This is a genomic window from Neorhizobium sp. JUb45, assembly GCF_004343585.1.
Taxonomy (GTDB): domain Bacteria; phylum Pseudomonadota; class Alphaproteobacteria; order Rhizobiales; family Rhizobiaceae; genus Neorhizobium.
The window spans coordinates 51,201-64,778 of record NZ_SLYW01000003.1; the positions used below are offsets into that span (position 1 = coordinate 51,201).

Sequence of the window (13,578 nt, forward strand, 5' to 3'; positions counted from 1 at the left end):
TTCCGCGCGCCATTCCATGATGCCCGATCAAGACCCATTCGTGAGGACACCATGCTGCTTTATGCCCTCAAACGCCTGCTGCACGTCATTCCGGTGACGATCGGCGTCAGCATCGTCTGTTTCATGCTGATCCACATTGCCCCCGGCGACCCGCTCGCCGCCATCCTGCCCTCCGATGCTTCCGCTGAAATGCAGACGCAGATGCGCGCGTTCTATGGGCTCGACCGACCATTGCCCGTGCAATATCTTCTATGGGCATGGCACGCCCTGCAGGGTGACCTCGGCACGTCGATCGCGTCCGGCCGACCGGTCCTGAACGAAATCCTCAGCGCCTCCGTCAATTCCATCATTCTCGCCGTCTTTGCGGCAATGATCGGCTTCGTCTTCGGTGCCACACTGGGCTTCCTCGCCGGCATCTATCGCGGTGGCTGGATCGATCGTATCGCCTCGGCATTCTCCATGCTGGGCGTTAGCGTGCCGCATTACTGGCTCGGCATGGTGCTGGTCATCGCCTTTTCGGTCACGCTCGGCTGGCTGCCGGCCATGGGCGGCGGGCCTGAAGGATCGGCGGGGCGCGGTTTCAGCTGGGATTACCTTCGCTTTCTCATTCTGCCGGCAGTCACCATGTCGGTCATCCCGATGGGCATCATCGCCCGCACCATCCGCTCGCTGGTCGCCGACATTCTCGCGCAGGATTTCACTCAGGCGCTGGCCGCCAAGGGACTGATGTCGAGGCAGATCCTTCGCCATGTGGTGCGCAATGCAGCCCCGACGGCACTTTCCGTGATGGGTCTGCAACTTGGTTATCTGCTCGGCGGCTCGATCCTCATAGAAACCGTGTTTTCGTGGCCGGGAACCGGCTTTCTTCTGAACGGTGCGATCTTCACCCGCGACCTGCCGATCCTGCAGGGTACGATCCTCGTGCTCGCGATGTTCTTCGTTTTCCTCAACCTCGTGGTCGACGTGCTGCAAAGCGCCATCGATCCCCGCATCCAGAGGAGCTGATCATGGCCGTCATCACTGCCGATATTGCACCCTCTGTGCAGACGATCGCAAAGTCGCCGGGCTTCTGGAGCGGCGTTGTCAGACGCGTCTGTCGCGATCCCGTCGCCGTCATCGCACTCAGCATTCTGCTGATCCTCGTGCTGATGGCGATATTTGCTCCCTATATCGCGCCCTACGACCCCGCCAAGGGCAGCGTCATCCGCCGTCTGAAACCGATCGGAACGCCGGGCTACATTCTCGGCACAGACGAACTCGGCCGCGACATGCTCTCGCGTCTCATCTACGGCGCACGCCTGTCGCTGATCATGGGTGTCATTCCCGTGCCGATCGCCTTCCTCATCGGCTCGACCATCGGCATCATCGCCGGTTATGCCGGCGGCCTGACAAACACGCTGATCATGCGGCTGGTCGATGTGTTTTATGCCTTCCCCTCCGTGCTGTTGGCCGTGGCGCTGTCCGGCGCACTAGGCTCCGGCCTCACCAATGCGCTGGTGTCGCTCACCGTCGTTTTCATTCCGCAGATCGCGCGGGTGGCGGAAAGCGTGACGACGCAGGTGAGAAAGCTGGATTACGTCGATGCGGCGCGCGCATCCGGCGCGCCGGCGCTGACCATTATCCGCGTCCACATTCTCGGCAATGTGCTGGGACCGATTTTCGTGTTCGCCACCAGCCTGATCTCGGTCTCGATGATCCTCGCCTCCGGCCTATCCTTTCTCGGCCTTGGCGTGCGCCCGCCGGATGCCGAATGGGGCCTGATGCTCAACACGCTTCGAACCGCCATCTACAACAACCCCTTCGTGGCAGCACTTCCCGGCGTGATGATCTTCATCACCTCCATCTGTTTCAATCTTTTCTCCGACGGGCTGCGCTCAGCCATGGACGTGAAGTCATGATCAGTATCGTTGAAGAACCGGCCTATGACCTGCCCGTTGGCGAACGTGGAGGACCGGCGCAGCCGCTGGTTTCCGCACGCGGGCTTTTGAAACATTTTCCCGTAAAGGGAAGCGGGTTTCTCAAGCCGAAAAAAGTGGTGCGCGCTGTCGATGGTGTCGATTTCGATATCCTGAAGGGAGAAACCCTTGGCGTCGTCGGCGAAAGCGGCTGCGGCAAGTCGACGACGGCGCGGCTGCTGATGCAACTGATCATGCCCGATCAGGGCGATATCCTGTTCGACGGCGAAAAGGTCGGCGGCGCGCTGTCATTGTCGGAATACCGGCAGCAGGTGCAGATGGTGTTTCAGGACAGCTACGCCTCGCTCAATCCGCGGCTGACCATAGAGGAATCCATCGCCTTTGCGCCACGCGTGCACGGCATCCCCGCTGCCAAAGCCATCGATCGGGCACACGATCTTCTCTACCGCGTCGGTCTAGAACCCTCCCGTTTTGCCGGCAGATACCCGCATGAACTGTCGGGCGGCCAGCGCCAGCGTGTCAATATTGCCCGTGCACTGGCGCTGCGACCACGCCTCGTCATCCTCGATGAAGCGGTCTCGGCGCTCGACAAATCCGTCGAGGCACAGGTTCTCAATCTGCTGCTCGATCTGAAACGCGATTTTGGCCTGACCTATCTGTTCATCTCCCACGACCTGAACGTCGTGCGCTTCATGTGCGACCGGGTGATGGTGATGTATCTCGGCAAGGTCGCGGAACTCGGCTCCCGCGACGCGATCTTCGAGCATACGCGCCACCCCTATTCATCGGCACTTCTCGCCTCGATGCCAAAGATGGATCCGGCCGAACGGACGCAAGAACCACCGCTCTCGGGCGATCCGCCCAACCCGATCGATCCGCCCTCGGGCTGTCGTTTCCACACACGCTGTTCGTTCGCCGAAAGTGTGTGCAGCGATATGCCACCGCCGCTGACGGATATTTCGAAAGACCAGTCCACCGCCTGTCTTATGTCCCTGCCCGGCTCGGCTCACAGCCGCGCACCCGCATTGATGGAGGCCTGACATGGAAGCCATGATCCATTCATCCGAACCGATGATCGACATCGAAAACCTGTCCGTGACCTTCCATCGCGGTCGCAAACCGGTGAAAGCCGTCAATGGCGTCAGCCTTTCGGTGCGCCCCGGCGAGGTTGTTGCACTTCTCGGCGAATCTGGCTCAGGCAAGAGCGTCACCATGCGCTCGCTGCTGCGGCTGCATCCGAATGGAACGACAGTCGATGGCTCGATGACAGTGTCCGGCCGCGATGTGATGGGCCTTTCCAACCGGGACCTAGGGCAATTGCGTGGGGCCGTGGTGTCGATGGTGTTTCAGGAACCCCGGCTGGCACTCGATCCGGTCTATACAGTCGGGCGACAGATCGAGGAAACCATCCTGCGGCATGAAAAAGTGTCCCGCGCGCAAGCCGCCGCACGTGCGCTTGCTCTGTTCCAGAAGGTGCGCATTCCCTCCCCGGAACGCCGTCTCCAAAACTATCCGCATGAAATGTCCGGCGGCATGCTGCAGCGTGCGATGATCGCCATGGCGCTCGCCTGCAATCCCAAAGTTCTGCTCGCTGACGAACCGACGACAGCGCTCGATGCCACCGTACAGATCCAGATCCTGCTGCTGATCCGGGAATTGCAGGAGGAATACGGGCTCTCGGTCATTTTCGTCACCCACGACATCGGCGTCGCAGCCGAAGTCGCCGATCGGATCGCCGTGATGTATGCCGGCCGCATCGTCGAGGAAGGCAAGGTTGGCGATATCATTCGCGATCCAAAGCATCCCTATACGAAGGGGCTTCTCGGTGCCCGCGTCGAGCTGGCCCATGGTCGTGATCGGCTGATCACCATCCCCGGCTCGCCGCCGGATCTGGCCGACATGCCGCCCGGCTGCGCCTTTGCTCCACGCTGTCCGCAGGCGGAAGAGATTTGCCGCAGCCATGTGCCGGCGCTGGCGGCCACCGGCGACACCGGCAAGGTTGCCTGTGTGCGATATGCCTGAACACATGCGCGAACCATGAAACCCATCGTCCTGATCAATCCCAACACGTCCAGCGCCACGACCGCCATGATGACCGCGATCGCAAGAAAATATGCGTCAGGCATTCCGGTAACGGGAAAAACGGCGTCCCGCGGTGTGCCGATGATCCTAGACGAGGCCGCGCTTGATGCCGCAGCCGAAGGTGTCGTCGAGATGGGCCGGCAGGCCGAGGCTGATGGTGCCGCCGGAATTATCGTCAGTGCCTTCGGCGATCCGGGGCTTGAGGCACTCGCACACATCTGCCCTATCCCGGTCGTCGGCATCTGCGAGGCCAGCATGCTGGAGGCATCGCGCGGCAACAGGCGTTTTGGCATCGCGACGGTGACACCCGATCTTGTCGCGAGTTTTGCGGCAAAGGCGGAAGCGCTTGGGCTGCGACATCTGTTCACCGGCACGCGATTGACCGAGGGCGACCCGATACAGTTGACGGCGGATCCGGCAATGTTGCGCGATGCCCTTCAGGAGACGGCGCGCAGCTGTTTCGAAAAGGATGGCGCCGAGGCGGTCATTATCGGCGGCGGTCCCTTGGGGGAAGCGGCGGAACATATCCAGCAAAGCCTTTCCGCCCCTGTGATTGCACCGATCCGCTCCGCCGTCACATTGCTTCTGTCGCGCCTGAGTGCGGAGCAATCCCGATGACACTCTCGGGCAAAAGCTTCGCTTTTTCTGTTGCAAGCCCGTCCGCAGCGGTCGTAAACCTCAGCGCAGACGATGTGGCGGAGCACCGGGTGCCCAAGGACAAATCCTTCCTGTTTCGCGTGCGGCAAGCGCTGCCGGACCTACACCCCGCCGAAAAGCGGCTGGGCGAGTTCGTCTGCGATTTTCCGGGCGAACTGGCGAGTTATTCCGCCCAGGAACTGGCTGCGCTCGCGCATGTTTCCAAGGCGACCGTCACCCGCTTCATTCAGCGGCTCGGTTATGAAAACTACGAGGAAGCCCGCCGCCACGCCCGCGCCGAAAGGCAGACCGGTTCACGCCTGTTCCTGACGACGGCCGCCGATGCGTCCACCACCCAATCGGTGAAGACACATATCTCTCAAGGTGTCGCCAATCTCGAAGCCACGTTCATGGCAATCTCCGACGCACAGATAGACGGCGCTGCTTCGGCGATGATGCACGCACGCAAGGTCTGGGTGCTGGGCTTTCGCAGCAGCCATCCCTTTGCCTCCTATCTGCAATGGCAGTTGACGCAGGTGCTCGAGGACATCATCGCCATACCCGGCGCCGGAGAGACGCTGGGCGAACATCTGGTCAGCCTGCGGGAAGATGATGTCGTGGTGTTTTTCGCCATGCGTCGGCGGATCGCACAGCTCGATTCCATTCTGGCGCATGTGCGCAAATCGAAAGCCAGGCTCATCTACATCACCGATGAAAGCGCGCCTTTCGAAACCGGCGCGACATGGCATTTCCCCTGCCAGACGCTGGCGCCGGGGCCATTGTTCAACCATACGGCGGTAATGGCGCTCTGCCATCTGCTGATCACGCGATGCCTGGAACAGGCCGGCGTCGAGGGGCGCAAACGATTGCGGCAGATCGAGACCTTGAACGAAAGCCTCGACGAACTCTGACGAGAAGTCAGCTGCCTATGCCAAGCCGCTTGTAGAAAGTCCGCAAGGTTCGGGCGTCGCGTTTCACGATCGTAATCACATCGCCGCGCTCGGCAAGCGCATTGAGCTCGCGAATCGCCAGTGCATGCTCGACGCCCAATATCCGAGCAAAACTGCGGCTGTCACTCGCAATGCCGAGATCGGCAGCAACCATGATTGCCGCCTGAATCGAGGACAGCGCAGGGTCCCCCTCCTGCGCTGTCGCGACAAGCGCCAGGAAGCGTTTGGCCTCCGGCGCGTCGTCGGTCACGCTGCCTGCCGCTTGCGGAAGGACACCATGATAGACTTCGAGGTCGGTGTGTCGCTCTCATCGCCGGCACTGCCGAGCGGAACCAGCACGTTCAGTTCCGGATAATAACCGGCAATGCTGCCGCGCGGGATATCATAGGGCACGAAGCGGAAGTTTTCAGCGACGCGGTCGATACCGTCATTGCTTTCCGTCACGACGTCGACCCGGTCACCGGCAGCGGCGCTCATCGCTTCCAGATCGGCAGGGTGAATGAAGATCACCTGACGCTCGCCGTAAACGCCGCGATAGCGGTCATCGAGGCCGTAAACCGTGGTGTTGTACTGGTCATGCGAACGGAAAGTCTGGAGGGCGAAATTGCCGCCACCCTTGTTCGCCCGCTGATGAACGGTTTCGGCCGGCAGCGCGACGTTCGAGAATGTCGCCTTGCCCTTTGCCGTGTTCCATTCGCGATGGGCTGCGGCATTGCGCAGGTGGAAACCGCGCGGCTTGCGCAGACGCTCATTGTAGTTTTCGAAGCCGGGAATGGTGGCTTCGATATGGTCGCGAATGCGGTCGTTGTTCTGTGCCAGTTCAGCCCAATCGACCACCGCATTGCCGACAGTCGCTTCGGCTATGCCGGCAACAATGGCGACTTCCGACATGAGGTATGGCGAGGCCGGACGGTTGATGCCGGCAGAACCATGCACCATGCTCATCGAATCCTCGACGCTGATCAGCTGCGAAGTGCCTTCGGCGTTGAGATCCATCTCGGTGCGGCCGAGGCAGGGCAGGATGAAGGAAACCTCACCCGGCATCAGATGCGAGTGGTTCGGCTTGGTGGCGATATTCACCGTAAGCTTCATGCGACGCATCGCCTGTTCGACGATGGCGCTATCCGGCGTGGCACGGGCAAAATTGCCGCCGAGCCCGATAAACACTTCCGCCGAGCCATCCAGCATGGCGCCGATGGCGGCGAGAACATTATGGCCTTCATGGCGCGGCATGGCGACGCCAAAATGTTTTTCCAGCGAGTCGAGGAAGGCAACCGGCGGCTTTTCGTTGATGCCGACCGTGCGGTCGCCCTGCACGTTGGAATGGCCACGCACCGGGCAAAGGCCGGCGCCCGGCTTGCCGATATTGCCGCGCAGGAACATGAAGTTGGAAATTTCGCGAATGGTCGCGACGGAATGCACGTGCTGGGTGACGCCCATGGCCCAGGTGCAGATCACCCGGCCGGCTTTCATGTAAATATCGGCAGCACTCTCGATCTGGGCGCGCGACAGGCCGGACTGATCCTCGATCTGCGCCCAATCGGTGGCATCGACGGCGGCTCGGTATTCGGCCAGGCCGACACTGTGTTCGGCAAGAAATGCGTGATCGAGCACGGCCGGTTGGCCCGCCGCGATTGCCGCATCTTCCGCTGCAAACACGGCCTTGGCCATGCCTCGCACGGCAGCCATGTCGCCGCCGAGGCGCGGCTGCAGGTAATCGCTGGCGATATCGGTTGCGCCACCGCGCAGCATTTCCAGCTTGTCCTGCGGGTCGGTGAAGCGTTCCAGACCGCGTTCTTTGATGGGGTTGAACACGACGATCTTGGCGCCACGGACCGCGGCGCGGCGAAGATCACCCAGCATGCGTGGATGATTGGTGCCGGGGTTCTGGCCGATCACGAAGATGGCATCAGCCTCTTCGAAATCCTCGAGAAGGACGGTGCCCTTGCCGACGCCGATCGACTGGCGCAGGCCGACGCCGCTCGCCTCGTGGCACATGTTGGAGCAGTCGGGGAAATTGTTGGTGCCGTAAAGGCGCACGAACAGCTGGTAGAGATAGGCGGCTTCGTTGCTGGCGCGGCCGGATGTGTAGAATTCGGCCCGATCCGGGCTGTCCAGATTCTTCAGCATGCTGCCGATTTCGGCAAAAGCGTCAGCCCAGGCGACGGGCAGGTATTTGTCGCTGACGGCATCGTAACGCATCGGATGCGTCAGACGGCCGTGAAGTTCGAGTTCGTAATCGGTCAGCTTGCGAAGGTCGGAAACGGTGTTTGCGGCGAAGAGTTCAGGGGTTGCGCGTTTTTCGGTTGATTCCCATGCGACGGCCTTCACGCCGTTTTCGCAGAATTCGAACGAAGACCCGTGCGCAGGATCGCCCCACGCACAGCCGGGACAATCAAAGCCATCCGGCTGATTGGCCTTCAGCATGGTACGCGCGCCGGAAAGCGGCGTACCACTTTTCAAGAGCTGCTTGCCGCAGCTTTTCAATGCACCCCATCCACCTGCGGCGGACGATTTCTTACCGATAAATCCTGTGTCCATTTGCCGCATTTCTGACAAATCGCAAAAATGATCAAGCGGATCAAACCCATAGGCCGATAGAAAAAATCTATCGTTGGGCGTGACATAGAGCCGCGCGGCAAAGCGCAGCAAAAAGAACGGGCCGATCTTGCGACCGGCCCGCTGATATTTTCAGTTGAATCGAGAGACCTCAGGCGGCCTTCAGCGTCGCCATGTCGATCACGAAACGGTAACGCACATCGCTCTTGATGACGCGCTCATAGGCTTCGTTGATATCCTTGATATCGATCAGTTCGATCTCGCTGACGATGTTGTGGCGGCCGCAGAAGTCCAGCATTTCCTGGGTTTCCTTGATCGAACCGATCATCGAGCCGGAGATGCTCTTGCGGCCCGGGATCAGCGAAAATGCGTGAACCGGGATGGCATTTTCCGGCGCGCCGACGACCACGAACGAACCCTCGACCTTGAGCAGGCCCATATAGGCATTCCAGTCGATCTCCGCCGAGACCGTGCAGACGATCAGGTCGAACGTACCCGCCAGTTTGGTGAAGGTCTCCTTGTCGTTGGTCGCGTAATAGTGATCCGCACCAAGACGCAGGCCGTCTTCCTTCTTCGACAGCGACTGGCTGAGAACCGTCACTTCAGCACCCATGGCGTGGGCGATCTTGACGCCCATATGGCCAAGGCCACCCATGCCGACGATCGCGACCTTCTTGCCGGGACCGGCCTTCCAGTGATGCAGCGGCGAATAGAGCGTGATGCCGGCGCACAGAAGCGGGGCAGCGGCGTCGAGCGGAAGGTTGTCCGGAATGGACATGACATATCCTTCCTTGACGACGATGCTGTCGGAGTAACCGCCCTGCGTCGGCGTCTTGCCGTCGGCTTCGACACTGTTATAGGTCTGAACCAGGCCGGGCATGTACTGCTCGAGATCGACATCGCGGGTCGCGCACCCAACGCAGCTATCGACGAAGCAGCCGACGCCGACATGGTCACCAACCTTGAACTTGGAAACCTTGGAACCGACTGCGGTGACGACACCGGCGATTTCATGGCCCGGAACGATCGGATAGACCGCACCGCCCCATTCATTGCGCACGGTGTGGATATCGGAGTGGCAAACGCCGGCGAACTTGATGTCGATCACGACATCATCGTCATTGGGTTCGCGGCGTTCGAAGGTGAAGGGAGCGAGGGGTTTGGATGCATCCGTCGCGGCATAGCCTCTTGCAATAGCCATGATGAGAACCTTCCGATTTGAATTGAATGGAAACTCGGCCCTTTCGGACCGATGGGCGAAACATAGGGCCGAGCCGCAATTTAGGCCAGTTCATTCCACCGAGATGATTGCACGATCCTCCGACGCCATGGCGCAAGAGTAAGCATCAATACGGCAGGCCGACATAGTTTTCGGCCAGCGATCTGGCGGCTGCGTCGGAATGGGTCAGATAATCGAGTTCGGCCTCCTGGATTTTCTGGCCAAAATCGCCACCCTCCGGGAAGCGATGCATCAGCGTCGTCATCGACCAGGAGAAGCGCACGGATTTCCAGACCCTTCTCAGGGCTCTCTCCGAATAGGCATCAAGCGCTGTCTGTGTGTGATCGAGATAATGGTCGCGCAGGCCTTCGAACAGGTAATGCACATCGCTTGCCGCGAGGTTCAGCCCCTTGGCGCCGGTTGGCGGCACGATGTGCGCGGCGTCACCAACCAGAAACAACGAGCCAAAACGCATCGGCTCGGCCACGAAGGATCGCAGCGGCGCAATCGATTTCTCGAATGACGGGCCGACCACCAATGCTTGTGCATGCGTCGTCGGCAGCCGGCGCCGCAACTCGTCATAAAAACAGTCGTCGCTCCAGTTTTCCACTTTTTCGTCAAGCGGGCATTGGATGTAATAACGACTGCGGCTGGCCGAGCGCATCGAGCAAAGGGCAAAACCGCGTGGGTGATTGGCATAGATCAGTTCGTGGCTGACAGGGGGCACGTCCGCCAGAACACCAAGCCAGCCGAACGGATAGGTTCGCTCGAAGGTCGCAATCGATCTTTCGGGCACGGATTTACGGCTTATGCCGTGATAGCCATCGCAACCGGCGATGAAATCACAATCGATACGGTGCGTTACGCCATCCTTCTCATAGGTGACATAAGGGCGACCACCGCCAAAGTCATGCGGCATGACATTTGTCGCCTCATAGATGCTGACGCCGCCAGTCGCTTCACGCCTGTCCATCAAATCGCGGGTCAGTTCGGTCTGGCCGTAGACCATGACCCGTTTGCCGGTGAGTGCGAACAGATCGATCCGATGATCACGGCCGTCAAAAGCAAGCGAAAAACCGTCATGCGGCAGGCCCTCTTCGCGCATGCGCATATCTGCGCTAGCGTCTTTCAGGAGGCCAACTGTCCCCTCTTCCAGCACGCCAGCACGAACCCGGCCGAGGATGTAATTCTTGGCGACACGATCGAGGACGACATTGTCGATGCCGGCATTGCCAAGCAACTGACCGAGCAGAAGGCCCGAGGGCCCGGATCCGATGATAACGACTTGAGTGCGCACGATATCCTCCCAGTACGGTGCGCGCAAAGATTGACGAATGACAGAATGGCTTACAATGGACATTTGAAGCGTATTCCTGCACAAATCGAACATCGCTCGGGAGGCGTTTTTGATGTCGCGAACAATTCCGACCTACGATCTGTTTGGCGAAGACCGCGACGACAGTGCGCATTTCCAGCTTCATTGCGAAACCATAGCGTCGCGCAGCAGTGCCTATCATTGGGAAATCGGCCTGCACCGCCATGAGCATTTTCTGCAATTTCTCTACATCTGGGATGGCTCCGGCGATGCCATGTTCGATGGCGCCACGAAGCCGCTCAAGCCACCCTGCGTGGTCTTCATCCCGCCCGGCCCCGTTCACGGCTTTCGTTTTTCGCAGGACATTGCCGGCCTTGTCATCACGGTCATGGCGGCGAAATTGCCATCCCTGCAGGCCGGTCGAGAAGCACAGGTGATCCTGCTTGATGCATCCGGCCCCGACACCGTTTATCTGGACCAGACCTTTCATCGTATCGCTGAGGAGTATGATGCCGCACGACCGGGTCGAACGACCATTCTCGACGCCTATCTTTCGGTCGTCGCCGGACTGGTTTTGCGATCGGACAGCCCTGCCTCCGCTTCAGCCGATATTGTGGTCGATGATGCACAACGTCATGTTATCGCTCTTAACGAATTGATCGGCCGCCATTTTCGCCAGCAGATGACAGCGGCGGAATATGCGGCGCGGCTCGGGCTCTCGCCTACGCACCTCAACCGGGTCGTGCGAAGGGTCACGGGCATGACCGCCCACGATATGATCATCGGCCGCTCCATCGACGAAGCCAGGCGGGCGCTGGCACTTACCGGCGCTAGCATCCAGCACATTTCCGAAAACCTCGGATTTTCCGACGCCACCTATTTTTCCCGCTGCTTTCGACAGCGCACCGGCATGTCCCCAAGCGATTATCGACGGGCGCAACGATCTCAGCAGACAGATGCCGCGTGAACATTCGCACCGCTTGTTAACCTTTTTCATTGCTCCGCCCCGAAAATGCCATGCGCATGGATCGAATTGGCGATGGATTCGTTAACGGATCGCCAGCTTGTCTCATCGCCGGAATGAAGATGGCGGCAACAGGGATTTTTAAGGAGACTGACATGAAGAAGATTATCGCCTTGGCACTCGCCGCCACACCGGTCCTCGCCAGCGCCGGCGCTGTTTATGCCGCCGATGTTGTGCGTGCAGAACGCCCCGTCGTCGTTGAGGAAGGCGCTCGCAACGGCGTCAAGATCGGCTATCTTGATTGCAACATTGCCGGTGGCGCAGGGTATGTGCTCGGTTCCGCCAAGGAAGTCGACTGCGTATTCAAGTCGACCATCGACGGCGAGCCGCTCGACCACTATTCCGGCGCGATCCGCAAGCTGGGCGTCGATATCGGCTTCACAACCCGCAGCCGCCTGATATGGGCCGTCCTTGCCCCGACAGCCGGTTATCACCATGGTTCGCTCGGCGGCATCTATCAGGGCGCCACGGCTGAAGTGACGGCAGGTGCGGGCATCGGTGCAAACATTCTGGTGGGCGGCACGACCGGCTCGATCCATCTGCAGACGGTTAGCGTCACAGGCCAGCTTGGACTCAACGTCGCAGCGACCGGCACTTCGATGACGCTGGCGTCGGTCAACTAAACCGAAGGACACTGTCCTTCTATCAAATGGCGCAAATCCGCTTGGGTTTGCGCCATTTTTCATTGTGTTCCACGGGTTTACCAAGATCTCTTGTTGAAAGCCGCTCCGTTGCAGATATCTTCATGCGACCGCAAAGCGAACGACCGCATCAGGCTTGAAGCGATAGGGAATTGTCCTGTTTGCTGAGGCCCCATCCGTTGGAATTTTGGAGCAAGCATGACCGAGACCGCCGTTACCCTCTCTTATGCCGATCTTGTTACCCTGCTCGAACAGATTTTTGTGAGAAACGGAGTGTCGGAGCAAAACGCGGCAATCCTGGCTGAAAACTGTGCGGGCTGCGAACGTGACGGCTCCCTCAGCCATGGCATATTTCGCATGGCCGGGTACGTTTCATCGCTCAAAAGCGGCTGGGTGGATGGCACGGCGGTAGCGGAGGTCGAGGATGTCGGCCCGGCATTCGTGCGTGTGGATGCAAAGGGCGGGTTTACCCAGCCGGCAATGCTTGCCGCACGGCCATTGCTGATCGAGAAGGTCAAGGCAAACGGCGTCGCCGTTCTTGCCATCCGCCGGTCACACCATTTCAGCGCGCTGTGGCCCGATGTCGAACCATTTGCCGAAGAGGGTTTTGTGGCGCTCAGCGTCGTCAACAGCATGGCCTGCGTTGTGCCGCATGGCGGCAAAAAAGCGGTTTTCGGCACCAATCCGGTCGCTTTCGCCTCGCCGCGCGCGGGTGCTGCCCCCTTCGTCTTCGATCAGGCATCGTCAGCGATCGCCCATGGCGATGTACAGATTGCAGCACGCTCCGGCCATGACCTCAAACCCGGCATGGGTGTCGATCGGGATGGTCAGCCGACCAATGATCCGAAGGAAATTCTGGACGGCGGCGCGCTTCTGCCGTTTGGCGGACATAAGGGCAATTCGATCGCGCTGATGGTGGAAATCCTCAGTGCCGCGCTCACCGGCGGATATTTTTCCGGCGAATTCGACTGGAGCGGCCACAAGGGCGCTCAGACGCCGTTCACCGGCCAGTTTTTTATCGTCATCGATCCGGCACGCGGCGGCAATGACGTGTTTGCCGAACGGGTCGCCGGCATCTGCGATCTGGTGCTGGACGCCGGCCAGGAACGACTTCCCGGCGAGCGCCGCCACATTACCCGCGCCAAGGCGGAGAAGGACGGCATTCCGCTGTCTCGCGAAAATTACGAGAAGCTGAAGGCATTGGCCGAAGCCTGACAATCAACGCTGCAGCGCCAC

At 60.1% G+C, this 13,578-nt stretch carries 13 protein-coding genes; 9 read left to right on the plus strand and 4 right to left on the minus strand.

Annotated elements, in window-relative coordinates:
- The first annotated feature begins 51 nt into the window (after nucleotides 1-51).
- From EDF70_RS12990 to EDF70_RS13015, 6 genes are all read left to right on the plus strand, one after another.
- Nucleotides 52-1,005: an ABC transporter permease gene (locus EDF70_RS12990; RefSeq protein WP_132273933.1), complete on the plus strand. Its 954-nt coding sequence runs from the start codon at nucleotides 52-54 to the stop codon at nucleotides 1,003-1,005.
- 2 nt (nucleotides 1,006-1,007) lie between these two features.
- Complete coding sequence (locus tag EDF70_RS12995) at nucleotides 1,008-1,898, plus strand: ABC transporter permease (RefSeq protein WP_132273936.1); 891 nt, start codon at nucleotides 1,008-1,010, stop codon at nucleotides 1,896-1,898.
- The gene (locus EDF70_RS13000) at nucleotides 1,895-2,956 is read left to right on the plus strand and encodes an ABC transporter ATP-binding protein (RefSeq protein ID WP_132273939.1); all 1,062 of its coding nucleotides are present in this window, start codon (nucleotides 1,895-1,897) and stop codon (nucleotides 2,954-2,956) included. Before EDF70_RS12995 ends, EDF70_RS13000 begins: the two co-directional genes overlap by 4 nt.
- 10 nt (nucleotides 2,957-2,966) lie before the next feature.
- Nucleotides 2,967-3,938, plus strand: coding sequence for an ABC transporter ATP-binding protein (locus tag EDF70_RS13005; RefSeq protein WP_245519197.1), 972 nt, complete (start codon nucleotides 2,967-2,969; stop codon nucleotides 3,936-3,938).
- A gap of 15 nt (nucleotides 3,939-3,953) precedes the next feature.
- Complete coding sequence (locus EDF70_RS13010; protein WP_132273942.1) at nucleotides 3,954-4,616, plus strand: aspartate/glutamate racemase family protein; 663 nt, start codon at nucleotides 3,954-3,956, stop codon at nucleotides 4,614-4,616.
- Nucleotides 4,617-4,705: 89 nt separating this feature from the next.
- On the plus strand, nucleotides 4,706-5,545 hold the full coding sequence (locus EDF70_RS13015) for a MurR/RpiR family transcriptional regulator (protein WP_132275779.1): 840 nt from the start codon (nucleotides 4,706-4,708) through the stop codon (nucleotides 5,543-5,545).
- A gap of 7 nt (nucleotides 5,546-5,552) precedes the next feature.
- Here EDF70_RS13015 and EDF70_RS13020 read toward each other — a convergent pair whose 3' ends face one another.
- The 4 genes from EDF70_RS13020 to pobA all read right to left on the minus strand — a co-directional run bounded on the left by EDF70_RS13020 (nucleotide 5,553) and on the right by pobA (nucleotide 10,659).
- Complete coding sequence (locus tag EDF70_RS13020) at nucleotides 5,553-5,834, minus strand: hypothetical protein (protein WP_132273944.1); 282 nt, start codon at nucleotides 5,832-5,834, stop codon at nucleotides 5,553-5,555.
- The gene (locus EDF70_RS13025; RefSeq protein ID WP_132273947.1) at nucleotides 5,831-8,125 is read right to left on the minus strand and encodes an FdhF/YdeP family oxidoreductase; all 2,295 of its coding nucleotides are present in this window, start codon (nucleotides 8,123-8,125) and stop codon (nucleotides 5,831-5,833) included. Before EDF70_RS13025 ends, EDF70_RS13020 begins: the two co-directional genes overlap by 4 nt.
- Nucleotides 8,126-8,294: 169 nt before the next feature.
- The gene (locus tag EDF70_RS13030) at nucleotides 8,295-9,344 is read right to left on the minus strand and encodes an NAD(P)-dependent alcohol dehydrogenase (RefSeq protein WP_132273950.1); all 1,050 of its coding nucleotides are present in this window, start codon (nucleotides 9,342-9,344) and stop codon (nucleotides 8,295-8,297) included.
- 145 nt (nucleotides 9,345-9,489) lie between these two features.
- Nucleotides 9,490-10,659, minus strand: a complete 1,170-nt coding sequence (gene pobA / locus EDF70_RS13035) for a 4-hydroxybenzoate 3-monooxygenase (RefSeq protein WP_132273952.1) — start codon at nucleotides 10,657-10,659, stop codon at nucleotides 9,490-9,492.
- Nucleotides 10,660-10,771: 112 nt separating this feature from the next.
- Between pobA and EDF70_RS13040 the strand changes: the two genes are divergently transcribed.
- The 3 genes from EDF70_RS13040 to EDF70_RS13050 all read left to right on the plus strand — a co-directional run bounded on the left by EDF70_RS13040 (nucleotide 10,772) and on the right by EDF70_RS13050 (nucleotide 13,557).
- Nucleotides 10,772-11,644, plus strand: a complete 873-nt coding sequence (locus EDF70_RS13040; protein WP_132273955.1) for a helix-turn-helix domain-containing protein — start codon at nucleotides 10,772-10,774, stop codon at nucleotides 11,642-11,644.
- A gap of 152 nt (nucleotides 11,645-11,796) precedes the next feature.
- On the plus strand, nucleotides 11,797-12,324 hold the full coding sequence (locus tag EDF70_RS13045) for a DUF992 domain-containing protein (protein ID WP_132273958.1): 528 nt from the start codon (nucleotides 11,797-11,799) through the stop codon (nucleotides 12,322-12,324).
- A 216-nt stretch (nucleotides 12,325-12,540) separates the two neighbouring features.
- Complete coding sequence (locus EDF70_RS13050; RefSeq protein WP_132273961.1) at nucleotides 12,541-13,557, plus strand: Ldh family oxidoreductase; 1,017 nt, start codon at nucleotides 12,541-12,543, stop codon at nucleotides 13,555-13,557.
- Nucleotides 13,558-13,578: the final 21 nt, after the last annotated feature.